This is a genomic window from Streptomyces flaveolus, from assembly GCF_044765825.1.
GTDB classification, from domain to species: Bacteria; Actinomycetota; Actinomycetes; order Streptomycetales; family Streptomycetaceae; genus Streptomyces; species Streptomyces flaveolus.
Map to the genome: position 1 here is coordinate 847,518 of NZ_JBIWKU010000002.1, position 23,138 is coordinate 870,655.

A 23,138-nucleotide genomic window follows, 5' to 3' on the forward strand; every position below is an offset into this window, starting at 1 on the left:
AGGAGGAACTGCCTCGGCCGCCAATCCCCCGGGGGCGGTGGGAAGTTGCCCCGCTCCCCCGCTCCTCGCCCCGTCCGGCCGGTTGTTACCGTTCCCCGGTGTCTGACTCCTCACGCGATACCGCCGAAGGCGCCGGCTGGGGCGCCGCCGAACACGGCGCCTACCGGGCCCTCATGCCGGCCCGGACCGAAAAGCTGTCCTGGCTGAGCCCCAAGACGTTGTGGGCCGCCCGCAACGGCGTGCTGGCCTCCCTGTTCGGCGACCCCACGGGCCGTACGCGCGCCCGCTGGGTCGCTCAGCGGGCGGCGGCCGGGGCCCCGGCCGACAAGGTCGTCCGGCGCGACGACCCGGACCGCTTCTCGTTCCTGGTCATCGGCGACACCGGGGAGGGCGACGATCCTCAGTACGCGGTCGTGCCCGGGCTCCTGAAGGAGGGCCGGGACACCCGGTTCGCCGTGCTCGCCAGCGACGTGATCTACCCGGTGGGCAGCGCCGACGACTACGGCACCAAGTTCTTCCGCCCGTACCGGGACTATCCGGCGCCGGTCTACGCGATACCCGGCAACCACGACTGGTACGAGGACCTCGGCGGCTTCATGCGGGTCTTCTGCGACGACGCCCCGCCCCTGCCGCCCGAGCCCGCCCCGCGCCCCCTCACCCGGGCCTGGCTGCGGTCCCGGCTGTGGCACCGGCCCCGCCCGGACGACGGCCGGCACCTGGACGAGGCCCGCAAGATGCGCTCCGCGCCCGCCCAGCAGGCCGTCCAGCCCGGACCGTACTGGGCGATCGACGCCGGCCCGGTGCGGATCGTCGGCATCGACACGGGACTGCTGGGCACCCTCGACGCCGAACAGGGCGCCTGGCTGCGCGAGGTGTCCCGGGGGCCACGCCCGAAGATCCTCGTCACCGGCTCGCCCCTGTACGTGGACGGCGAGCACCGTCCGTGCGCCATCGAGGGCGGCGGCACCGTCGACGGCATCGTCCGCGACCCCGCCCACCGCTATGTCGCGGCGATCGGCGGCGACATCCACAACTACCAGCGCTATCCGGTCGACGTGGACGGCCGCACGATCCAGTACGTGGTCGCGGGCGGCGGCGGTGCGTTCATGCACGCCACCCACACCATCCCCCGCGTCTCGGTGGCCGGTGTCACCGAGGACGACTTCCGCTGCTATCCGCTGCGCGGCGACTCCCTCGCCTTCTACAGCGGGCTGTACGGGCGCCGGCTGCGGCTGCGGCGCTTCTTCACGCTGACGGAGGCCGAGGCGACGGCCGTGATCACCGAACGCCTCGGCATCCGCCCGGCCCGCGCCCCGGGCCCCGCGGCGCGGGTCACCCGGCGCACCCGGCTGGTCGCCGGGCTGCTGGGCACCGGGAGCCGTCCCGACCGCCGCAAGCGGTTCCGGCTGCCCGTGCGCAAGATCTACACGCAGTTGTTCTCGCCGGGTTCGGCGACGTACAGCCCGCCCTTCTTCAAGTGCTTCCTGCGTCTGGACGTGTCCCCGGACGCGGTCCGGCTGCGCTGCTACGCCGCCACGGGCAACCGGGCGCAGGAGGTGGACCCGCCGGTCGAGGACGAGGTGACGATCCCGCTCGTGTGACCGGGCGCGAGGATCACCGGCGTCCCGGCTCGCTGCCGGTGAGCGGCGTCGACGCGGTGCCGTCCACGCCGACGGGCACCTCACCGGCGAGCATCACCCGGTGCGTGATCCGCGAACGCCACGCGTCCGGCGTGGTCGAGGCGCTGGTCACGGAAGAACACCACCTTCCAGCGCAGCACCGCAGCGCGTTTGGCGGCGACCCGCGCCTCGTCGAGGCCGGCGGCCAGGTCGACGCCGCCGGTCCCGGCGCCGATGTGCCCGGCGGCCGTTGCACCTCGATGCCCGCGGCCGCGTCGCCGGACGTTCCGCCGTGGCCCCGTCCGTCGTCAGGCGCGCTCCGCCGGCCGGTCGTCCGACGCGGCTCCAGCGGAGATCGTGGCCGTCTTCGCCCGACGTGGCGACAGGGCCCCGGCGGGCCCTCAGACGGCGAACTCCCGTATCACCGTGTTCCGGAACACCGCCTTGCCGTCGGCCGTGAACAGGGCGAGCCCGCGGTCGATCAGGTACGGGAAGGCCGACGTCGAGTGCGTGTACCGTCCGTCGTCCACGAACATCTCCACGGACGTGTGGTCCACCAGGACACGCAGCCGGACGGTGCGGGCGGACGGGTCGAACGGGGTGCGGCTCTCCTGCCACCGTCCGGAGGCGTCGGGGTTCACCGCGCCCCGGCGGTTGAGGAAGGCGTAGTCCGCCCAGACACCGGCGTCGATGTGCCGGCCGCCGTCGCCGGAGCGGCGCAGCTGCACGCCGGCGCCGGTCAGCCGGTCCCAGGTGATCTCGCAGGTCAGCTCGTAGGCGGTGCCCGTGTAGTCCAGCACGCGGGTGCCGTCGACGGTGAGGTCGCCCAGCCGTACGGTGCGTGAGACGTGGGCGTCGAGCGCGGTCACCGGCCGCGAGGCGAGGTAGTACGTGCCGGCCGGGTCACGCTTCAGGCGGACCTCGCGGACGATGGAGTCGGTGCCGTTGAAGCCGTCGGTGTCGATCGTGGGAGTGGTGTTCGCGTAGTCCCAGTTGTTCAGCCAGCCGATGGCGTAGCGCCCGCCCGCGTCGGGCGTGCCGTGCGCGTCCCGCTTCTCGAAGGTGACGGCGCCGTACCAGTCGAAGCCGTGGTCGAGCCACTGCGGGGCGGCGGCGTCGGCGGTGAACGCGCTGCCGTCGAAGGAGCCGGTCCAGTAGGCGTAGGTGTTCGGCAGCCCCGCGGCCTTGCCGTTGGCGCTCACCCCGAGCACCCATCGCGCCGTACCGTCGTCGGCGGTGATGCGGAACAGGTCGGGGCACTCCAGGACTCCGAGGCCCTCCTCGGTGAAGCCACCGGCGTAGGTCCAGCGCCTCAGGTCGGCGGAGTGGTAGAAGCCCACCTTGGTACCCTCGGCGAGCGCCATCACCCACCGTCCGCGTTCCTCGTCGCGGATCACCTTGGGGTCGCGGAAGTCGCGCACGCCGGGGTTGGGCAGCACGGGCTCGGTGCCGTGGTGGGTGAAGGTGCGTCCGCCGTCGGTGGAGTAGTACAGGTACTGCGCCTGCGAGGTGGGGCCGTCGTCGGGCGACATCGTGGCCAGGACGACGACCGCGCCCGCGCCGAAGCCCGCCGTGCCGTCGGTGTCCACCACCGCCGAGCCGGACCACACGTCCCCGTTCGGCGTGGTGTCCTTCGGCACCGCGATCCCGCGGTCGGTGAAGGAGACCAGATCGGTGCTGGTGGCCAGCCGCCAGGCGGTGCCCGCCATGGTGCCGCCCGCGAAGTAGTCGGGGTTGTACAGGTAGAAGTAGCGGTACTCGCCGTCGATCCAGACCGGGCGCTGCGGATCGTTCTTCCACTGGTCGGGGACCGTGAAGTGGTAGGCGGCGCGGTAGCGGGCGCAGCCGGCGGCGGGCTTGGGCCGGGGACCGGCGGCGGCCGGCGGCGCGGGCAGCACCGCGGCCACCGCGCCGACGGCCGACCCGGCGAACAGAGCTCTCCTGGACATTCCACGCATCACTGCGTCGTTCCTCTCGTCGGTGGTGCGAGAGCGGCTCGGAAACAGGCTCACGTGGAACCAGGACTGTAGACCTAACTCGTTAAAGGTCAAGCGAACGCGACTCTTGACAGGCCCGCTCCGCGCTTCTCATCATCTGGGCATCGCACCTCGACTAACACGGGTTAGGCCCTTTCGATGACCACCTCGCACCTCACTCGCCGGGCGCTGTTGCGCTACGGCGCCTACGGCACGGGAGCCGCCGCCCTGGCCGGCACCGCCGCGAGCTGGGACCGGCTCACCGGAGCCGACATCCCCGGCCGCGACGACGGCTCCCTGGTCGTCGCCACCCTCGGCTCCGCCTTCGACCCGGCGGCCGTACGCGCCCTGCGCGAGGGCTTCCGGGAACTCCACCCCGACATCCCGCTCCGGGTGAACGCCGTCCAGGCCGTCGACTGGTCGGACTTCTTCGCGAAGATCCTCACCCAGATCGCGGCGGGCACCGCTCCCGACCTGGTCTACGTCGCCACGGAGGGCGTGCAGCTGTTCGCGCGGCGCCTCGGGGTGCCGCTGGACCGCTGGGTGAAGCGGGACGCGCACGAACTGCGCGAGTACTTCGCCGACGTCCACCCCTCGCTGGTGGAGTCGATGATGTACGAGGGCAGCCTCTACCAGCTGCCGGTGGAGTTCAACGCGGCCGACGTCTACCTCAACCGGCAGGTCCTGGAGCGGGCGGACGCGGACCTCCCGCCGTCCGACTGGAGCCGGGACGACTTCACCGCGCTGCTGCGCCGGATGAAGCGGTCGAGCGACTCCCACTTCACGCCGTACTTCTGGACCAACCGGCTGTGGGGCGGCGTGGTCCCGTGGCTGTTCGCGAACGGCACCAACCTGCTCGCCGAGTCCAGGGCGCCCGGCGGATCCTGGCTGTGGGACGCCTTCTACCCGGCCGCGCAGCGGCGCGGGCGCGGCGGCGGGTACCGCTGGACCGCCCCGCAGGCCACCGACGACCGCGTGACGGAGGTGTACGACTATCTCGCCTCGCTCATCCAGGAGGGCCTGTGCACCCGCCCGGAGGGCGGCAACGGCAGCAACCTGGTGGGCGTGTTCTCCACCGGACGGGTCGGCGTCACCCCCGCGGGCGGCTTCTGGTCGGGTGGCCTGCACCTGGCGGGCACGGACCCGGCCGGCTACGACGTGCAGTACTTCCCCCGCTGGCGCACCCACCGCCACCAGTTCGGCGCGGCCGGCTACGCGCTGCTGCGCACGTCCAGGAAGCAGGACGCGGCCTGGGAGTTCATCAAGTACGCCGCCCGCCGGGACACCCTGACCCGGCTGTTCCGGGGCAACCAGACCACCCCGGCCCGCCGCTCGATGCTCACCGGCGCCCGCTACCGGGAGACCGGCCCGGCCAACTGGCGGGTCTTCTACGACACCCTCGACCGGTTCCCCGACACCGGGCCGATTCCCGCGCCGCCGCAGGTCGCCGAGGTCGAGCAGGTGCTGCTCAAGCACACCGGCGCCGCCCTGGCGTCCCCGGGCGCGGTCCGTCCGGCGCTGCGCAGGATGCAGGGCGACCTGGAGAAGGCCATGGAGCGTGACGTATGACGAACACTCGGATACCGGCCGTACCCCGGCCCCGGCCCGCGGCGCCGGCCGCGGCGATGCCGCGCCGCACGGCACGCGCCCGCGGCACCCGGCTGCTGGCCGCGCTGTTCCTGGCGCCGACGATCGTCGGCATCGTGGTCTTCACGGTCGTGCCGATCGCCGGTTCGGTCGTCCTCAGCCTCTTCCACTGGGACGTGATCGAGTCCCCGTCCTTCGCCGGGGCGGCCAACTACCGCGAGGTGTTCGGCGACGCGACGGTGCTGGTGTCCTTCCGCAACACCCTCGTGTTCATGGTGTTCGCCGTCGCGCTGCAACTGCTGATCGCGCTGGTCCTGGCGCTCGCGGTGAACGGGCGGATGCCCATGTGGCTGCGGTCGGTGTTCCGCTCGGCGTTCTTCTTCCCGCTGGTGCTGTCCGCCGCGTCCATCTCGGTGGTGATGAAGTACCTCTTCAACCAGGACTTCGGGGTGGTCAACTGGCTGCTCGGCCTAGTCGGGATCGCGCCGGTGCCGTGGCTGACTTCCGAGAACGCGGCGATGGCGACGGTGGTCCTCGTCTACGTCTGGCAGCAGTTCGGCTTCTCGTTCCTGCTGTTCGTCGGCGGCCTGAACAACATCCCCAAGGAGATCCACGAGGCCGCCTCCCTGGACGGCGCGACCGGCCTGCGCAAGCACCTCGCCGTCACCCTGCCGCTGCTGTCCCCCACGCTGCTCGTCGCGTCGGTGGTCGGCATCATCAACGCGCTGCAGGTCTTCGAGCAGCCGTACGTCCTGACCGCCGGCGGGCCCGGTGACTCCACCCGCACCGTCGTGATGGTGATCTACGAGACCGCGTTCGAGCAGCTCCGGTTCGGCGAGGCGTCCGCGGTGGGCGTGCTGCTGTTCGTGCTGGTCATGGCGGTCACCGCCCTTCAGTTCCGGCTCAGCCGGCGTTTCGTCCACTACCAGTGAGCCGGTGAGCCCTCATGAGTCAAGCAACGACGGCCCTCCTGCGTGCGCGCCACGGCCTCGCGCCCTGGGCGCGGATCGCCTCACTGGCCGTGTGCGCCCTGCTGACCCTCGGCCCCGTGCTGTGGACGGTCTCCACCTCACTGCGCACGCCCGCCGAGGCGTTCGACCTGCCGCCGCGGCTGATCCCGGCCGACCCGTCGGCCGAGGCCTACCGCGGCGTGTTCGACCAGCTCGACGTGTGGCTGCTCGCCCTCAACTCGACGCTGGTGACCGCGCTGATCGCGGTCGGCCAGATGGTCACGGCGGGCCTGGCCGGATACGCCTTCGCACGCCTGGAGTTCCGGTTCAAGAAGCCGCTGTTCGGCCTGGTACTGGCGACCATGATGGTGCCGTTGCAGGTCACCGTCGTGCCGGTGTTCCTGGTGCTGAAGTCCATGAGCCTGACCGACACCCTGCTCGGGCTGATCGTCCCGGCCTTCCCGACCGCCTTCGGCACCTTCCTGATGCGCCAGTACTTCCTGGGCATGCCCAAGGACCTGGGCGAGGCGGCGATGCTGGACGGCGCGGGCCCCTGGCGGACCTTCCGGTCGGTGTACGCCCCGCTGGCCGCGCCCGGCCTCGCGATCGTCGGCGTCCTGGCCTTCAACTACCACTGGAACGAGTTCTTCCGGCCGCTGATCCTCGAGACCTCCAGCCAGAACTACACCTTGCCGCTGGGCCTGGTGTCCCTCCAGGGCAATCTCGGCACCGGGTCGGTCTCCGTGGTCCTCGCCGGTGTCGTGCTGTCCATGATCCCCGCCGTCGCCGTGTTCCTCGTCGGCCAGCGCCCCCTTCGCGAGGGCATCACCTCCGCAGGAGTCAACCGTTGAGCCTCGCCGCTCCCCCGCAGGACCCGCACGCCCCGCGCTTCCGGGTCCGCCCGCCCGCCAACTGGATCAACGACCCCAACGGGCCGTTCCGCTGGCGGGGCCGGTACCACCTGTTCTACCAGCACAATCCCGGCGCCCCGGTGCACGAGAACGTGCACTGGGGCCATGCCTCCAGCGCCGACCTCGCCCACTGGGAGCACCACCCCCTGGCGCTCACCCCGACGCCGGGCGGCCCGGACGAGGCGGGCTGCTGGTCCGGCTGCGTCGTCGACGACGACGGAGTGCCGACGGCGGTGTACACCGGCATCGACCGTGAGCACACCGGGCTCGGCACGATCTGCCTGGCCCGGGCGGCCGATCCGCGGGACGCCTCGCTGACCGCCTGGCGGCCGCTGCCCGAGCCCGTGATCGCCGGGCCACCCGCCGGTCTCGACGTGGTGATGTTCCGCGACCCGTTCGTGTTCCGGCACGACGGCCGGCGCCATGCGCTGGTCGGCGCCGGGCACGCCGACGGCACGCCCTCGGTCCTGCTGTACGACTGCGACGACCTGACCGACTGGCGGTTCGCCGGCGTACTGCTCGACGGCCACGATCCCCTGGCCGCCGAGGCGTTCGGCGACGGGGCGGTCGGCTGGGAGTGCCCGCAGCTGTTCACGGCCCGCGACGGGGAACAGGTGCTGGTCGTGTCGCTGTGGGACGGCGACCCGCACTCCACGGGCTATCTGACGGGACGTCTGGAGATGGACGGAGAGGGCGGGTTGCGTCTCGCGGTGCGGCACGCCGGGCGTCTCGACCACGGACGCGACTTCTACGCGCCCGCCGTCCTCCAGGAGAGCGGCCGGGCCCTGATGTGGGGCTGGTCGTGGGAGGCCCGCGACCGGGAGGCGACCGAGCGCGCCGGGTGGGCGGGCGTCCTCACCGCGCCCCGGGTCGTCGACGTCGACCCCGGGGACGGGTCGCTGCGGGTCGCCCCGGCCCCGGAACTGGACCTGCTGCGCGCCGCCGAGCCGTTCGTCACCGCCCCGGACCTGACCGCGCTCCCGGAGGCCTACGACCTGACGGTCACCGCGCGCGAGGGCACCACGGTGCGCCTGCTGCGGTCCGCGTCCGGCGCGGAGCTGACGGTGCGGGTGGACCCGGCCCAGGGCACGGTGACGCTGGACCGGGGCGGCTGGCCGCGGACGGGGGCCGAGGGCACGGCGCCGGTCGTGGTGCGGCTGCCGCCGGGGGCGGAGCTGACCGTGCGGATCCTCGTGGACGGTTCGCTGTACGAGCTGTTCGCCGGCGACCGGGCCACGGTCACCGAACGCGTCTACCGCGGAGTCGACGACGTACGAGAACTGGTCGTCACGGGCGCCGGCGCCGAGGTCACCGGGTGGGCGCAGGACCCACCGACGCGCGGCTGACCATCGGTCCGGCGACGCGCCGGACGGTGGCCGGCGGGGTCCGTCCGGTGTCGATGGCCTCCAGGAGCAGCCGCGCGGCGGCCTCGCCCATCTCCCGGTGCGGCAGCGCGACCGTGGTGAGGGGCGGGGAGAGGAAGGCGGCCATGTGCTCCTGGTCGTCGTAGCCGACCACGGACAGCTCGCCGGGGACGCTGATCCCGAGACGGGTCGCGGCGTGCAGGACGCCCGCCGCGACCCGGTCGTTGTAGCAGAAGACGGCCGTGGGCCGCCGGTCCGCCGGAGCGGAGTCGAGCAGCCGCAGGGCGCCCTCGTGGCCGCCGGAGATCTCGCCGCCCGTGCGGACGACCCACTCCTTGGGGACGGTGACGCCCTCCACCCGCAGGGCGTCCCGGAAGCCGCGCAGCCGCTCGACGGAGGCGATGTCGTCCAGGCCGCCGACCACGGCCAGCCGGCGGTGCCCCGCGTCCAGGAGCAGCCTGGCCGCCGTACGGCCCCCGGCGCGTTCGGCGGGGACGACGGCGGGCAGGGAGCCGTCCTCGGGCAGGCAGTTGGCCAGCACGGCATGGGTGCGGTGCAGGCCCTCGGGGACGCGGACGCGGCGCAGGGACATGGCGGCGTAGACGATGCCGTCCACGCGTCGGTCGAGGAGCTCGGCGACGGCCGCGTCCTCCTTGGCCGGGTCGCCGCCCGAGTCGACCGTCAGGACCAGATGACCGCTGTCCCAGGCGGTCTCCATGGCGCCGCGCAGCAGCCGGCCCGCGAACGGCGAGGAGGCGATCTCGTCGGTGACCATGCCGATCACGGCCGTACGGCGGCGGCGCAGGCCGCGGGCGAGGGGGTCGGGCCGGTAGCCGAGCTGGGCGGCGGCCTGCCGGATGCGCTCCTGGGTGGCGGGCGAGAGATTGCCCTCGGCCCGGCCGTTGAACACGAAGGAGACCGCGGTGTGCGACACCCCGGCGATCCGGGCGACATCCCGTGACGTGGGACGGCCCGTTCCCGTCGTGCGCTTCTGCTCGGCGCTGTCCATGCCCGTCGGCCGCCCTCGTCCCGCCCCGTCCGGTTGATCATTGCCCACCCTATCCGTGACGCTGGACGGGCGGCACACGGTCGTAACAGTCAAGGGAAGGTCAGGCAGTGATCAGTATCCCGGCACACACGCTCAACGACGGCACCACGCTCCCCGCCCTGGGTCTGGGCACCTGGCCGATGAAGGACGACGAGGCCGAGCGGGCGGTCCGCGACGCCCTGGAGACGGGCTACCGCCTGATCGACACGGCGACGAACTACCGCAACGAGACCGGCGTCGGCCGGGGCGTGGCCGGCAGCGGCGTCCCCCGCGAGGAGATCGTGGTGACGACCAAGCTGCCCGGCCGGCACCACGGCTACGAGGAGACGCTCGCCTCGTTCGAGGAGTCCCGCGCCCGGCTCGGCCTGGAGTACGTCGACCTGTACCTGATCCACTGGCCGCTGCCCCGCGTGGACCGGTACGTGGGCTCCTGGAAGGCCATGATCAAGCTGCGCGACGACGGTCTCGTGCGCTCGATCGGCGTCTCCAACTTCACGGCGGAACACATCGAGCGGCTGGAGAAGGAGACGGGGGTCCTGCCGTCCGTGAACCAGATCGAGCTGCATCCGCTCTTCCCGCAGGACGAGCTGCGCGCCTTCCACGAGCGCAAGGGCATCCGCACCGAGAGCTGGAGCCCGCTGGGCCGCGGCAGCGACCTGCTCGACGACCCGGCCGTCGCGGCCGTCGCGGAGGCGCACGGGGTGACGCCGGCCCAGGCGGTGCTGCGCTGGCACACCCAGCTCGGCGCGGTGCCGATCCCGAAGTCGTCGGACCCCGCGCGGCAGCGCGCGAACCTCGACGTGTTCGGCTTCACGCTGGACGACGCCCAGATGGACGCCGTCGCGCACCGTTCCCACCGGCGGATCGGCGGGGACCCGGAGGTGCACGAGGAGTTCTGACGGGGGTACCCGGCACCGGTCGGTGCGCGAGGCCGGGAAGGAGTCGCACGTGGGCGAGGAGAACGGGCCCCGGGAGTACCGCGGCAAGCGCCGTTTCGGCCGGACCGCCGAGCCCGCGGGCCGCCGGGCGTCCGCCGAGGGCGGCCGGGCCCGCTTCGTGGTGCAGATCCACGACGCGAGCACCCTGCACTTCGACTTCCGGTTGCAGGTGGCCGACGTGCTGAAGTCCTGGTCGGTGCCGAAGGGCCCGTCGGCGGACCCGAGCGACAAACGGCTCGCCGTGCCCACGGAGGACCATCCGCTGGAGTACGAGGAGTTCGAGGGCGTGATCCCCGAGGGCGAGTACGGCGGCGGCACGGTCATCGTCTGGGACCGCGGCACGTACGAGCCGCTGAGCCACGACCGCGTGGGCCGGCCTGTCGACTTCGGGGAGTCGCTCGCGCGCGGGCACGCCAGGTTCCGGCTGCACGGCGCCAAGCTGCGCGGCGAGTACGCGCTGACGCGGTTCCGCGGCGGGAAGGACCGGGACGAGCAGGAGGCGTGGCTCCTCGTGAAGACAGCGGGCGGCGGGGGCCGGGGGCACGGCACCCCCGATCCCCGGCGGGCGCGGTCGGCACGGACCGGCCGTACGCTCGCCCGGGTCGCCGCGGAGGGGCGCGGGGCATAGGGGGCGGGGTACAGGGGCGAGGCGTTTCACTCCGCTGTCCGCCCCGGCGTTCACTCCGGGGGCAGTGGCTGTTCGGCCCAGATGGTCTTGCCGGCGCCGGTCTGGCGGCTGCCCCAGCGCTGGGTGAGCTGGGCGACCAGCAGCAGCCCCCGGCCGCCCTCGTCGAAGGCGTGGGCCCGGCGCAGGTGCGGCGAGGTGGAGCTGGCGTCGGAGACCTCGCAGATCAGGGTGCGGTCGCGGATGAGGCGCAGTTGGACGGGCGGTTCGCCGTACCGGATCGCGTTGGTGACGAGCTCGCTGGCGACGAGTTCGGTGACGAACGCCGCCTCGTCCAGCCCCCATGCCGTCAGCCGCTCGATGACGGACCGCCGGACGCCGGCCACGTGCGCGGGGTCCGGGGGGACGTCCCATGTGGCGACCTGGTCCGTGCCCAGCGCCCGGGTGCACGCCAGCAGCAGCGCCACGTCGTCGCAGGGTTCCGCCGGCAGCACGGCCTTCAGCACGCTGTCGCACAGGGCGTCCAGCGAGTTCGCGGGAGCGGTCAGCGCGCGGCACAGCTCCGTGGTGGCGTGGTCGATGTCGTGGTCGGGGTCCTCGAGGAGACCGTCGGTGTACAGCGCGACGACGGAGCCCTCGGACAGGGGCACCTCGGACGCCTCGAAGGGCAGTCCGCCGACACCGAGCGGTGGCCCGGCGCTGACGGGGAGGAGGCGGGCGGTGCCGTCGGGGAGCACGACGGCGGGCGCGGGGTGGCCGGCGGAGGCGAGGGTGAGGCGGCTGGTGACGGGGTCGTAGACGGCGTAGAGGCAGGTGGCGCCCAGTTCGGGGACCTCGTCGTCGCCGCCGCCCGCGGCGAGGTGGGCGACGAGGTCGTCGAGGTGGGTGAGGAGCTCGTCCGGTGGCAGGTCCACGTCGGCGAGGGTGCGTACGGCCGTGCACAGGCGGCCCATGGTGGCGGACGACGGGATGCCGTGGCCGACGACGTCACCGACGACCAGGGCGACCCGGCTCCCGGAGAGCGGGATCACGTCGAACCAGTCGCCGCCGATGCCGGCCGCCGAGCCGGAGGGCAGGTAGCGGTGGGCCACCTCGACAGCGGACTGGCCGGGCAGGCCCTTGGGCAGGAGGCTGTGCTGAAGGGCGAGCGCGGTGGAGCGCTCGCGGGCGAAGCGGCGGGCGTTGTCGATGCAGACGGCGGCCCGGCTGGCCAGTTCCTCGGCCAGGACGATGTCGTCGGGGGCGAACGGGCCCCGGGGGGCGACGCGCATGGCCGTCGCGACGCCCACGGTGGTGCCGCGGGCCCGCAGCGGAATCGCCAGGGTGGAGCTGATGCGGTCGCGGAACGGGCGGTTGGCGGGAACCTGCTCGTTACGTACCCGCATCCACCCGTCGAAGTCCGGGTCTCCCGGGCCGGTGAGGACCGGCCGTCCCTCCCGGAGCGCCCGCGCGGGTGCGGAGCGGGGCGGGTACACGTCGGTGTCGCCCAGACCCACGGACGGCCTCGGAAGCCCCTCGGCGGCGGATTCGTGCGCCACTCGGCGCAGCACGATGTCCTCGGCCGGCACCGTGAGCGGTTCGTCCGCGCCGAGGACCCAGTCGAGCAGGTCGACGGTGGCGAAGTCGGTGAACCGCGGCACGAGGATGTCGATCAGTTCCTCGGCGGTGCGCACCACGTCCAGGGTGGTGCCGATCGCGGTCGCGGCCTCGCTCAGCAGGGCCAGCCGCTGCCGGGTCCGGTGCTGCTCCGTGCTCTCGAAGCCCGCCACGGCCACGGCGGCCACTTCACCGGCCGCGTCGCGCAGCGGCCACATCTCGATGGTCCAGGCGTGCTCGCCGAGCCGGGAGGAGGCGGCCGTGAGGGTCTCGTAGCGCGCGGACCGGCCGGTGTCGACGACCTGCCGCAGGTGCCGCAGGAAGCCCGTCCCGTTGGCGGCGATCTCCTCCATGACCTCCGGCAGCCGCCGGCCGATCAGTTCTTCCTCCGGCACGCCCAGCATCCGCTGCGCCGTGTCGTTGACCCGCAGATAGCGCTGCCGGGTGTCGTGGACGGACATCGACAGGGAGGACTGCCGGAAGGTCTCCCCGGTCAGCAGAGGGGTGCGCTCGTCCGGCGGCGAGACGGTCACCGCGTACCCGTCCGGTGTGCCGGCCGCCCCCCGCAGGGGGCAGCCGCGCAGGGGCAGGGTCAGGGTGGAGCCGTCGCGGTGGCGGAGCACCACCGTGCCCGACAGTTCCGACAGGGCCCCGGGCGGCTCCTCCCGGGCGAGCAGGTCCCGCGCGGGCCGCCCGACGACCTCCTCGGCCGGATAGCCGGTCAGCCGCCGGGCGCCCTCGCTCCACCCCGTCAGTGTGCCGCGGGCGTCCAGGGTCGCCACGGCCGAGGCATGCTCCATAGCGTCCAGGATTGACCCCATACGAACCGGTTTCAACCGCAGGCCGGGGGGCCGGGAGGGTTACCCGTGGTGAGCGCGCAGCGCGGCGAGGGCGCGGTCGGCGTGTGTGTTCATGCGCAGTTCGCTGCGGACGACCTCCAGCACGGTGCGGTCCGGCCCGACGACGAAGGTGACCCGCTTGGTGGGTGCGATGCCGAGTCCTCGCTTCACCCCGAACAGCTCGCGGACCGTGCCGTCGGTGTCGGACAGCAGCGGCATGCCGAGGGTGTGACGCCCCGCGAACTCCTGCTGGCGTTCGACGGGGTCGCCGCTGATGCCCACCGGCCGGGCGCCGGCCGCGGCGAACTCGGCGGCGAGGTCGCGGAAGTGGCAGGCTTCCGCGGTGCAGCCGGGGGTCAGGGCGGCGGGGTAGAAGAAGAGCACGACCGGCCCGTCGGCAAGCAGTTCGGACAGGCGGCGGGGGGTGCCGGTCTCGTCCGGCAGCGTGAAGTCGTCGACCGTGTCGCCCACGGCGGGGAGGCGGCTCACGACCGGCCCTCGCAGTCCTTGGCGACGCCGCGGGCCCAGAGCACGAGCGGCAGTTGGACGGGCAGCCGGCCGTAGGCGGCGGCCTTCTGGGGGGCGGGGCGGTGCCGCCAGTCGAGGGCCATCTTGACGTTGGCGGGGAAGACGCCGACGAAGAAGGCCGCGGTGGCCAGCGCGGCGGCCTTGCGGGTGCGGGGAACGGCGAGGCCGGCGGCCAGCGCCAGTTCGGCGACGCCGCTGGCGTACGTCCATGCCCGGGGTGTGCCCGGCAGGCTGCGCGGCACCGTCGCGTCGAAGGGGCGGGGCCGGGCGAAGTGGGCGACGCCCGCGGTGGCCAGCAGGCCGGCGAGCAGCAGGGGTGAGCGTTCGGACCGTGACACGGTTCCTCCTCTGGGGGCCTGCCGCGCGACTTTACTGGACGGTACGCACGCGGGGGCCGCCGGTCCGGTCACGGCGGTTGTGGGTGCGCGGACCGCGGCCGCAGCGGCTGCTGGGGCTAGGGCCTGTCGTTTGGATCGAGGCGCGGGGCCGCCATCGCCACGAACGGGACGGGCCCGGCCGCCGCCACCGCCCTGGCGGTGGCGGTGGCACCGCCTACGTCATCGCCAAGTCCGGGGCCGGGGCGGCCGAGGACACCGTGACCCGGATCCGCGCCGCCCGCTGATCCGTCGTCACCGCGCCCGTCACACCCCGCGCCGGGGCGTGACGGGTGCGAGCCACATCCCCACGATCGCGTCCGCCAGGCCGTCGGCCGCGTCCCGCCAGCTGGCGCGAGGGGTCGGACGCCCTTCGGCGAGGGCGCGTTCCCGCTCGGCCGCCGTGTGCACGATGAGGTGGCGAGCCATGTCGCCCCGCTCGGCCCGGACCTCGTCCGGCAGCGCCGGCATGCACCGGTTCCGTCCGGCGATGATCTCGCGCAGCGACGCCGAGCCGCGTGACTCGTCGACCATGATCTGCCGCAGTGCCGGGTCGGTCATGACCTGGGCGCAGAACCGCGCGTACCAGGTCGGGCTGCCCAGTGCCGCCAGATGGTCGAACTGCGGACGCACCAGGCAGTCCACCCAGTCGCGCAGGTCCGGCGCGTCACCGAGCGCGGCCAGCTGCCGGGCCCGCAGGTCCTCGATGCGCTCGGAGTGCCGCTGGGCGATGGCGCGGACCAGATCCGCCTTGGTGCCGAAGTGGTAGCCGACCGCGGCGTTGTTGCCCTGCCCGGCGGCCTCGCTGACCTGGCGATTGGACACCGCGTACACCCCGTGCTCGGCGAACAGCCGCTCGGCCGTGGTCAGGATCAGCTGCCGGGTCGCGCTGACCTGTTCCGCCCGTACCGTCCTGCCCGCCATGATCACCGCCGCGCCGGGACTTTCCTCACGGCCCGCGACGGCCAGTCCCTCGAGTCGTCGCAGGTCCGCCGTCATACGGCGCGTTCTCACCGAAGCCTACGCAACCACGGATCCCGGGCGGCGCGCGGCCCGGACGAGCGGGCCCCTTCCGGCACCCCTAGAATACTTCAAGCGACTGACTTAAATCGCGTTGCCGGATCCACGCTCCTCCCTGAAAGGCACCTCGATGCCCCCTTCCCCCGCCGCGCCGCGGCCGAACGCCGTGGTGGCGGTACTGGCCCTGGCCGGGATCGTCGTCTCGCTGATGCAGACGCTCGTCATCCCGATCGTCCCGGAACTGCCGAAGCTCCTGGACGCCCCGGCGTCGGACGCGGCTTGGGCGGTGACGGCCACCCTGCTCGCCGCCGCCGTGGCCACCCCGGTCGTCGGCCGCCTGGGCGACATGGCCGGCAAGCGGCGCATGCTGCTGTTCAGCCTGGTGCTGCTGATCGCCGGTTCGGTGGTCTGCGGACTGAGCGACTCCCTGGTCCCGATGGTCGTGGGCCGGGCCATGCAGGGCCTGTCCGCCGCGGTGATCCCGCTCGGCATCAGCATCATGCGCGACGAACTGCCCGCCGAGCGGCTCGCCGGCGCCACCGCCCTGATGAGCGCCTCGCTGGGTGTCGGCGGCGCGCTCGGTCTGCCCGCCGCCGCGCTGATCGCGGACAACCTCGACTGGCACATGCTGTTCTGGACCTCCGGCGCGCTCGGCGCCGTCGCCCTGGTGCTGGTGCTGGCGCTCGTGCCCGAGTCGGCGGTGCGCACCGGTGGCCGCTTCGACGTACTGGGCGGCATCGGCATGGCGGCCGGCCTGGTGTGCCTGCTGCTGGCGATCTCCAAGGGCGCCGACTGGGGCTGGACCAGCGGCCTCACCCTGGGTCTGTTCGTGGCGGCCGTGCTGATCCTGCTGGTGTGGGGCCGGTGGGAGCTGCGCACCCCGCAGCCGCTGGTGGACCTGCGCACCACGGCGCGCCGTCAGGTGCTGTTCACCAACCTGGCGTCGATAGCCGTCGGCTTCTCGATGTTCGCGATGTCCCTGGTCCTTCCGCAGCTCCTGCAGTTGCCCGAGGCGACCGGCTACGGGCTCGGCCGCTCCCTGCTGACCGCCGGTCTGGTGATGGCGCCCTCCGGCCTGGTGATGATGGCGTTCGCCCCGGTCTCCGCGAAGGTGTCCCAGGCCAGGGGCCCGAAGGTGACCCTGATGATCGGCGCCCTGATCGTGGCGGCCGGTTACGGGCTGAACATCGCGCTGATGTCCGAGGTCTGGCACCTGGTGCTGGTCTCCTGCGTCATCGGTGCGGGCATCGGCTTCACCTACGGCGCCATGCCGGCCCTGATCATGGGCGCGGTGCCGGCGAGCGAGACGGCCGCCGCGAACAGCCTCAACACCCTGATGCGGTCCATCGGTACGTCGGTGGCGAGCGCGATCGCCGGAGTGATCCTGGCCCAGATGACGGTCAGCCTCGGCGGCTTCGCCCTGCCGTCCGAGAGCGCCTTCAAGGTGGTCATGGGCATCGGCGCCGGTGCGGCCCTGCTCGCCTTCGTCATCGCCTCCTTCATCCCGAGGCACCGTCCCGCCGCCGGAGTGACGCTCACGGCGTCGGACGGTGGCGTCGAGGCGGAGGCCGCCTCCGCGCACTGACGGCGACGGCGCCGGTCCGTGTGGCGACCGGCGCCGATCGCAGCCGTTTCTCGCTGCTCACCGACTCGTGAAACGGCGTGCTCGCACGACGTCCGGAGTCACGGTCTCAGGCCGCCGGCCTGGCCGGGGCCGGGTACCGGACACCCGGTCGTACGACCCGCCGGCGCCGGGACGGCATGCCCGTGGTCGGGTTGGCGACGCCCCAGGCCGCGGCCTTGCAGATCAGTTCCTTGTACAGGGCGGCCCCGCGGCCCGTCAGGGTACGCTCGACCGCTCGGTCGTCGGCGGTGACGAACTGGATCAAGCCCTCCTTGCGGCCCAGGGAGATGCACTGCTGGTAGTAACGGATGGAGACGTCGGGGACGTCGGTGCCGGTGAGACGGGCGGCGATGGCGTCGGCGGCCTGCCAGGCCATGGGGACGCCGGACGCGCAGGACATCCGCAGGGGCTTGTCGCCCGGGCCGATCGCCATCGCCGCGTCCCCCACGGCGTACACGTCCTCGTGGGAGACCGAGCGCATCGTGGCATCGACCACGATCCGTCCGCTGTCGGTGAGCTCGAGCGTGGTGGCCTGGGCGATGGGGTGAACGGCGAAGCCGGTGGTCCAGACCGTGACCTCGGCGGGGACGGTCCGGCCGTCGGCCGCCGTCACGGCGTCCGCCTCCACGGCGGTGACCGTGACCTGTTCGTGGACCGTGATGCCGAGCCGGTCCACCACCTTCCGCAGGTGGGCGCGGCCCTTCTCCGAGAGCCAGTCGCCGAGGGCGCCGCGGACGGCGAGGGCGACGTCGAGGTCCGGGCGGGCCTCGGCGATCTCGGTGGCGGCCTCCAGGCTGGTCAGGCCGCCGCCGACCAGGATCACGGGCCGGGCGGCGTCCAGGGCGGCCAGCCGGTCGCGGAGGCGGAGGGCGCCGGGGCGGCTGGAGACCTCGTGGGCGTGTTCGACGACGCCGGGGACGCCTCCGTCGTTCCAGCCGCTGCCGAGGGCGTAGACCAGCGTGTCGTACTCCAGTTCCTCCTGCTCGGAGCCTTCGGCGGCGGTGACCGTCACCGTCCTGCGGTCCACGTCCACGGCGGTGACCTTCGCGAGCTTCAGCCGTACGCCCGTGTCCGCGAACATCTCGCTGAGCGGCCGGGGCCTGAGGTCCTGACCGGCCGCGAGCTGGTGCAGCCGGATGCGCTCGACGAAGTCGGGCTCCGGGTTGACGAGGGTGATGGTGACGTCCTCGCGGTGCAGCCGCCTGGCGAGGCGGCCGGCGGTGACGGCTCCGGTGTAGCCGGCTCCGAGGACGACGATGCGGTGCTGCATGGGCCTGCTCCTGTCTGCGAGGATTCCGCCGCTCTCTGCGCGGTTGCGCCCCTTGAACCGGGCAGCCCGGCGTTTCCTGACAGGATCGGGATGTGAAGCACGTCACACGGGTCAGAGGGTGTACAGCGGGTCCCCGTGGTCCGCGGCGGCCCACTGCTCTGTCGCACGGACGAGCTTGTCGGGGTTGACCTGGCTGCGGAGCGCGACGATGCCCTCCGCGGTCACCTCCAGGCACGTGATCCCGACGACCCGGCCGTCCACGACCGCCGCGACGGCGGGTTCGCCGTTGGCGGTCGTGGCGTAGATGCCGGGCGCACCGCCGACGTAGGCCCGCTTGGCATCGCTGGGCGTGAACAGGCCGCGCAGGAACTTGGCGACCGCGAGCGCGCCCTCGAACGCCTTCGCGCGGGCCGGGACCTTCCCGCCGCCGTCGCCGACGGAGACGGCGTCCTGGGTGAGGAGGCGCACGAGGGGTTCGGTCTGTCCGCTCGTCGCCGCGGCCAGGAACTCCTCGACGATCCTCCGGGCGGCCGCCTCGTCGATCTCGGTGCGCGCCTTGCCGCCCCCGACGTGCTTCTTGGCCCGATGGTGGATCTGCTGGCTGGCGGCCTCGGTGATGTCGAGGATCTCGGCGATCTCCCGGTGCGGGTAGTCGAAGGCCTCGCGCAGCACGTAGACCGCCCGCTCGTTGGGCGAGAGGCGTTCCAGCAGGACGAGGACGGCGTACGACACCGACTCGCGCTGCTCGGCGGTCTCGGCCGGGCCGAGCATCGGGTCCCCGGCGAGCAGCGGCTCGGGGAGCCACCTCCCGACGTACGTCTCGCGCCGGACGCGTGCCGAAGTCAGCTGGTTGAGACAGAGGTTGGTGAGGACCTTGGTCAGCCAGGCGTCGGGCACGTCGATCCGCTCGACGTCGGCCGCCTGCCAGCGCAGGAACGTCTCCTGCACGGCGTCCTCGGCCTCGCCGGCCGAGCCGAGCAGCCGGTAGGCGATGGCTTCCAGCCGGGGCCTGGCGGCCTGGAACCGGTCGACGTCACTCGTGGTCAGGGCCATGCGCGCGATCCTACGGTACGTATCGAACGGTGACCCTCGGTGGCCTCCGTAGCCGGGGATCGACGCATTGCACCGAGCACCGGGGTGTCCGGAGGACCGACCGCCCTCACACAGGCACCGGACTCCCGGCCCACGCAGCGGGCCACGGACGGGCCCGCCCGGTGCGCGCGCCGGCCGACCAAGCCCCGGCCGGCATACCGCCGCCCCGCATCCCCCCGTCGCGACCGGGAAGGCGCCGGCGCGGGGCGGGACCACCTGCTGGTCCCGTCCCGTGCTCAACGCGCCGGCCGGCCGGATCCCGCTCGCCCTCGGCGCCGTTCAGGCGAACCTGGCGGACAACGCGCGTGACGGCGCACGGGCGCGTCGAGAACTGACCCGTGGAGCTGCCGCTGATCCCACCCATGCTCGCCACCTCCGGCGCCCTGCCGTCCGCCGCGCAGGACGCCCGCTGGGCCTACGAGACCAAGCAGGACGGCCAGCGGGTGGTGGTCTATCTGCCCGGCGACGGCAGCGTGCTGCTGCGCGCCCGCTCCGGCCAGGACATCACGGCCGCCTACCCGGAACTGGGGCCGCTGGCCACCGCGCTCGGCTCGACGCCCGCCGTGCTGGACGGCGAGGTGCTGGCCCTGGACGAACAGGGCCGCGCCGACTTCCAGTTGCTCCAGTCCCGCATGGGCCTCGCGCACGCCCCCGGCCGGGCCGCGCACCGGGCGGTCAGGGTCCCCGTGCACCTGGTGCTGTTCGACGTCCTGCACCTGGGCTCCCGGTCCCTGCTCCGCCTGCCCTACACCCGCCGGCGCGGGCACCTGGAGGAGCTCGGTCTCGACGGACCGTCCTGGTCGACCCCGGCCGCGCTGGTCGGCCACGGCGAACAGGCCCTGCGGGCCACCCGCGAGCACGGCCTGGAGGGCCTGGTGTGCAAGCGGCTCGACTCGGTGTACGAGCCCGGTGTCCGCTCCCGGGCGTGGATCAAGATCCGCAACATGCGCAGCGAGGACGTCGTGGTGGGCGGCTGGCTGCCCGGCAAGGGGCGGCTCACGGGTCTGCCGGGTGCCGTCCTGGTCGGCCAGCGCGCCGCGGGCCGGCTGCGCTACGTCGGCGGGGTCGGCACCGGCTGGAACGAGACCGAGCGCACCGAACTGGCCGGGCTGCTGCGGGCCGCCGCGACGGACGTGTGCCCCTTCGACCCCGTGCCGCGACTGCCGGAGGCGCGCTGGGTCGTCCCGCGGCTGGTCGGCGAGGTCCGTTACAGCACCCGCACCCGGGAGGGGATGCTGCGCCAGCCGTCCTGGCTGAGGCTGCGCCCGGACCTGGCGCCCGAGGAGTCGGCCGCCGACCTCCCGGACGACATGGTGTGACGCGCGGGCGGGCGTTCGCCTGCCCTTCACCACCGGTACAGCCGTGCCCTCTTGGCGCGGAAGGGAAAAGACGGGACCCTGAACTCCCTTTCCCCCCACAGCCGTTGGGCTGCACCCGGACCCCCAGGAGGACCCGGTGTCGTCGCGTACCGCCCGAACCCGCCGCAGGAGATGGCTCACCGCCCCGCTCGGCGCCCTCGCCCTCGTCGTCGCCTTCCCCGCCACCGCCTTCGCCGCCCCGCCGCCGGGACTGCCCGGCAACGCCGACACTCTGGAGCGGGCCTACCAGCCCGCCTTCGACTACGACACCGACGGCTGCTACCCCACGCCGGCCATCGGCTCCGACGGCACGGTCAACGGCGGCCTGAACCCGACCGGAGCCCTCAACGGCAACTGCCGGGACGCCTCCGACCTGGACAACACCAACAGCTACTCGCGCGCCACGTGCGACCACGGCTGGTGCGCCTACCTGTACGGCCTCTACTTCGAGAAGGACCAAGCGCTGCCCGGCAGTTCCCTCGGCGGCCACCGGCACGACTGGGAGCACGTGGTGGTGTGGGTGCGGGACGGCACCGTCGAGTACGTCTCGACCTCGAACCACGGCTCGTTCAGCGTGTACGCACGGTCGGCGGTCCGCTTCGACGGCACGCACCCGAAGATCGTCTACCACAAGGACGGCATCGGCACCCACTGCTTCCGCCTCGCCGGCCCGGGCGACGAACCGCCGGAGAACCACAGGGGCAGCTGGCAGTACCCGGCCCTGGTGGGCTGGAACGGCTATCCGGCCGGCCTGCGCGACAAGCTGAGCGCGTACGACTTCGGCAGCGCCCACTTCGGCCTGAAGGACGGCAGCTTCGCCTCCCACCTGGCGGCGGCCGAGCCCTCCGGCATCCCCTTCGACCCCTACGCCTGACGGGAAGCGCGGCAGTCGGGCGAACCGCGCGGCGTTCACGCCCCTGAGGGCACTATCGTGTCCGCATGTCCGCCCCCGAACTGATCCGTATCGTCTCCCGCGACTCCCCCATGGCCCTCGCTCAGGTCGAGCGCGTCCGGGCCGAGTTGGCGGCCCTCCACCCCGGCGTGCGCACCGAGGTCGTGCCGGTGAAGACCACCGGCGACAAGTGGCTCGGCGACCTGTCGCTGGTGGAGGGCAAGGGCGCCTTCACCAAGGAGGTCGACGCCGCGCTGCTGTCGGGCGCGGCCGATCTCGCGGTGCACTGCGTCAAGGACGTGCCCGCCGACCGGCCGCTCCCGGCCGGCACGGTGTTCGCCGCGTTCCTGAAGCGGGACGACATCCGGGACGCCCTCGTGCACCCCGGTGGGCTCACCCTGGACGAGCTTCCGGACGGGACCCGGATCGGCACCTCCTCGGTGCGCCGGGTCGCCCAACTGGCCGCCACCCACCCGCACCTGACGTGTGTTCCGTTCCGCGGCAACGCCAACCGGCGGCTGGCGAAGCTGGCCGCCGGCGAGGCGGACGCCCTGCTCCTCGCGGTCTCCGGCCTGGAGCGCATCGGCCGCGGCGACGTGATCAGCGAGGTCCTCTCGACCGAGACGATGATGCCGCCGATCGGCGCGGGCATCCTCGCCCTCCAGTGCCGCGAGGACGACGCCGAGCTGATCGACGCGGTCAGCGGCCTCGGCGACCCGGACACCCATCGGGAGGTCACGGCGGAGCGCATGTTCCTGCACGTGCTCCAGGGGCACTGCAACAGCCCGATCGCCGGGTACGCCCGGGTGGACCGGAGCGGAGAACTCGCGCTGCGGGCCTGCGTGTTCACTCCCGACGGCAAGGTGCGGCTGAACGCCCACGAGTGGGCGGGCCGGCTCGACCCGGCCACGCTCGGCACGTCGGTCGCCGTGGCGCTGTTGCGGCAGGGCGCCCGGGAAGTGATCGACGGCATCGCGCACTGAGGCGCCGGCCGGCGGATCAGGCGGTGCCTTCCTCCGCCTGGTCCCGCAGGAAGGCGCTCACCTGGTGCGCCAGACCGTCGTCCCGCACCGCGCCCGACAGGGACCCGGTGGCCGGCTCGTGCAGCCCGATCCCTCCGGTCCACAGCCGGCGGTCGGCCCACTCCTCGTCCACCCGCAGCTGCACCTGGACGTCCACCTGGGAAAGGCTCGCCTCCGGACCGGCCGCGTAGAGGACGGCGGTGGCCCGGCGCAGGGGGTGGACGTCGAAGCCCTCGATGAACTGCGAGTTGCGCCAGTCGAGGAAGGCGCCCTCGCCGTCGGGGCCGGTCCGCACGTCGATCTGCCCGTCCTCCAGGTGGATGCCGAAGGGCCGGCCGCCCCGGTTCTCGACGGTCACCCGGACACTGAAGTACGTCAGGCCCTCGGCGGCGTCGTCGCGGCCACGCGGCGGCTCGGCCGCCTCCAGACGGTGGACGCGGACCCGCAGACCGGCATGTTCGTCGTACTCCTGCCAGTCCCCGACCACGTTCGGCTCGTACACAGC

The 23,138-nt window shown here is 73.3% G+C and carries 21 protein-coding genes and 1 pseudogene; 11 read left to right on the forward strand and 11 right to left on the reverse strand.

All coding sequences use genetic code 11. The annotated features are described in order from the left end of the window. Positions 1-98 precede the first annotated feature (98 nt). Positions 99-1,601 carry a metallophosphoesterase family protein gene (locus ACIRG6_RS09305; RefSeq protein ID WP_364684279.1) on the forward strand — a complete coding sequence of 501 codons (1,503 nt, stop codon included), beginning with the start codon at positions 99-101 and terminating at the stop codon, positions 1,599-1,601. A 13-nt stretch (positions 1,602-1,614) separates the two neighbouring features. Here the strand turns inward: ACIRG6_RS09305 and ACIRG6_RS09310 are convergent, their stop codons facing one another. The 3 genes and pseudogenes from ACIRG6_RS09310 to ACIRG6_RS09320 all read right to left on the reverse strand — a co-directional run bounded on the left by ACIRG6_RS09310 (position 1,615) and on the right by ACIRG6_RS09320 (position 3,577). Beyond that, entirely contained in the window at positions 1,615-1,752 is a 138-nt protein-coding gene (locus tag ACIRG6_RS09310) for a hypothetical protein (protein WP_364684281.1), read from the reverse strand. Beyond that, positions 1,712-1,881, reverse strand: a pseudogene (locus ACIRG6_RS09315) (TauD/TfdA family dioxygenase); the annotation flags it as partial. The pseudogene ACIRG6_RS09315 and the gene ACIRG6_RS09310, both read right to left, overlap by 41 nt. 139 nt (positions 1,882-2,020) lie before the next feature. Then, positions 2,021-3,577, reverse strand: a complete 1,557-nt coding sequence (locus tag ACIRG6_RS09320; protein ID WP_364820632.1) for a glycoside hydrolase family 32 protein — start codon at positions 3,575-3,577, stop codon at positions 2,021-2,023. Between the two features lie 177 nt (positions 3,578-3,754). Here ACIRG6_RS09320 and ACIRG6_RS09325 point away from each other — a divergent pair, with 177 nt between their 5' ends. From ACIRG6_RS09325 to ACIRG6_RS09340, 4 genes are read left to right on the forward strand one after another with little or no spacing between them, the layout of a single operon-like run. Continuing rightward, positions 3,755-5,164, forward strand: coding sequence for an extracellular solute-binding protein (locus tag ACIRG6_RS09325; RefSeq protein WP_403321776.1), 1,410 nt, complete (start codon positions 3,755-3,757; stop codon positions 5,162-5,164). Beyond that, entirely contained in the window at positions 5,161-6,114 is a 954-nt protein-coding gene (locus ACIRG6_RS09330; RefSeq protein ID WP_364684287.1) for a carbohydrate ABC transporter permease, read from the forward strand. Before ACIRG6_RS09325 ends, ACIRG6_RS09330 begins: the two co-directional genes overlap by 4 nt. 14 nt (positions 6,115-6,128) lie before the next feature. Next, complete coding sequence (locus ACIRG6_RS09335) at positions 6,129-6,983, forward strand: carbohydrate ABC transporter permease (protein ID WP_318217125.1); 855 nt, start codon at positions 6,129-6,131, stop codon at positions 6,981-6,983. After that, on the forward strand, positions 6,980-8,389 hold the full coding sequence (locus tag ACIRG6_RS09340) for a glycoside hydrolase family 32 protein (RefSeq protein ID WP_364684289.1): 1,410 nt from the start codon (positions 6,980-6,982) through the stop codon (positions 8,387-8,389). The genes ACIRG6_RS09335 and ACIRG6_RS09340 overlap by 4 nt, the downstream gene beginning before the upstream one ends. Here the strand turns inward: ACIRG6_RS09340 and ACIRG6_RS09345 are convergent. Next, complete coding sequence (locus ACIRG6_RS09345; RefSeq protein WP_239767518.1) at positions 8,352-9,416, reverse strand: LacI family DNA-binding transcriptional regulator; 1,065 nt, start codon at positions 9,414-9,416, stop codon at positions 8,352-8,354. The two genes, ACIRG6_RS09340 and ACIRG6_RS09345, sit on opposite strands and share 38 nt — an antisense overlap. A gap of 107 nt (positions 9,417-9,523) precedes the next feature. Here ACIRG6_RS09345 and ACIRG6_RS09350 point away from each other — a divergent pair, with 107 nt between their 5' ends. Both ACIRG6_RS09350 and ACIRG6_RS09355 read left to right on the forward strand, forming a co-directional pair. Further along, positions 9,524-10,354: an aldo/keto reductase gene (locus ACIRG6_RS09350; RefSeq protein ID WP_364684291.1), complete on the forward strand. Its 831-nt coding sequence runs from the start codon at positions 9,524-9,526 to the stop codon at positions 10,352-10,354. A gap of 49 nt (positions 10,355-10,403) precedes the next feature. Further along, positions 10,404-11,021 carry a DNA polymerase ligase N-terminal domain-containing protein gene (locus tag ACIRG6_RS09355; protein ID WP_403321780.1) on the forward strand — a complete coding sequence of 206 codons (618 nt, stop codon included), beginning with the start codon at positions 10,404-10,406 and terminating at the stop codon, positions 11,019-11,021. A gap of 50 nt (positions 11,022-11,071) precedes the next feature. Here the strand turns inward: ACIRG6_RS09355 and ACIRG6_RS09360 are convergent, their stop codons facing one another. The 4 genes from ACIRG6_RS09360 to ACIRG6_RS09375 form a co-directional block, all read right to left on the reverse strand. Next, positions 11,072-13,414: a SpoIIE family protein phosphatase gene (locus ACIRG6_RS09360; RefSeq protein WP_403321782.1), complete on the reverse strand. Its 2,343-nt coding sequence runs from the start codon at positions 13,412-13,414 to the stop codon at positions 11,072-11,074. 60 nt (positions 13,415-13,474) lie between these two features. Next, positions 13,475-13,942, reverse strand: coding sequence for a peroxiredoxin (locus tag ACIRG6_RS09365; RefSeq protein ID WP_318217130.1), 468 nt, complete (start codon positions 13,940-13,942; stop codon positions 13,475-13,477). Next, positions 13,939-14,319, reverse strand: coding sequence for a DoxX family protein (locus tag ACIRG6_RS09370; RefSeq protein ID WP_318217131.1), 381 nt, complete (start codon positions 14,317-14,319; stop codon positions 13,939-13,941). The genes ACIRG6_RS09365 and ACIRG6_RS09370 overlap by 4 nt, the downstream gene beginning before the upstream one ends. A gap of 303 nt (positions 14,320-14,622) precedes the next feature. Beyond that, positions 14,623-15,279: a TetR/AcrR family transcriptional regulator gene (locus tag ACIRG6_RS09375; protein WP_403321842.1), complete on the reverse strand. Its 657-nt coding sequence runs from the start codon at positions 15,277-15,279 to the stop codon at positions 14,623-14,625. A gap of 226 nt (positions 15,280-15,505) precedes the next feature. Here ACIRG6_RS09375 and ACIRG6_RS09380 point away from each other — a divergent pair, with 226 nt between their 5' ends. Then, on the forward strand, positions 15,506-16,960 hold the full coding sequence (locus ACIRG6_RS09380) for an MFS transporter (protein ID WP_403321784.1): 1,455 nt from the start codon (positions 15,506-15,508) through the stop codon (positions 16,958-16,960). Between the two features lie 106 nt (positions 16,961-17,066). Here ACIRG6_RS09380 and ACIRG6_RS09385 read toward each other — a convergent pair whose 3' ends face one another. Next, a complete protein-coding gene (locus ACIRG6_RS09385) occupies positions 17,067-18,269 on the reverse strand; it encodes an NAD(P)/FAD-dependent oxidoreductase (RefSeq protein WP_403321786.1) in 1,203 nt (400 codons plus the stop codon). A gap of 111 nt (positions 18,270-18,380) precedes the next feature. Next, complete coding sequence (gene sigJ, locus ACIRG6_RS09390; RefSeq protein WP_364684308.1) at positions 18,381-19,322, reverse strand: RNA polymerase sigma factor SigJ; 942 nt, start codon at positions 19,320-19,322, stop codon at positions 18,381-18,383. Between the two features lie 377 nt (positions 19,323-19,699). On the opposite strand from sigJ, the gene ACIRG6_RS09395 reads away from it, so the two are divergent. The 3 genes from ACIRG6_RS09395 to hemC all read left to right on the forward strand — a co-directional run bounded on the left by ACIRG6_RS09395 (position 19,700) and on the right by hemC (position 22,594). Beyond that, a complete protein-coding gene (locus ACIRG6_RS09395) occupies positions 19,700-20,680 on the forward strand; it encodes an ATP-dependent DNA ligase (RefSeq protein WP_364684310.1) in 981 nt (326 codons plus the stop codon). Positions 20,681-20,816: 136 nt separating this feature from the next. Then, positions 20,817-21,593 (forward strand): NPP1 family protein, encoded by a 777-nt coding sequence (locus ACIRG6_RS09400; RefSeq protein WP_364684312.1) that lies wholly within the window; start codon positions 20,817-20,819, stop codon positions 21,591-21,593. A gap of 65 nt (positions 21,594-21,658) precedes the next feature. After that, positions 21,659-22,594 (forward strand): hydroxymethylbilane synthase, encoded by a 936-nt coding sequence (hemC, locus tag ACIRG6_RS09405; RefSeq protein WP_350726447.1) that lies wholly within the window; start codon positions 21,659-21,661, stop codon positions 22,592-22,594. Positions 22,595-22,610: 16 nt separating this feature from the next. On the opposite strand, the gene ACIRG6_RS09410 is transcribed toward hemC, so the two are convergent. Further along, entirely contained in the window at positions 22,611-23,135 is a 525-nt protein-coding gene (locus ACIRG6_RS09410; RefSeq protein ID WP_318217139.1) for a hypothetical protein, read from the reverse strand. Positions 23,136-23,138 lie beyond the last annotated feature (3 nt).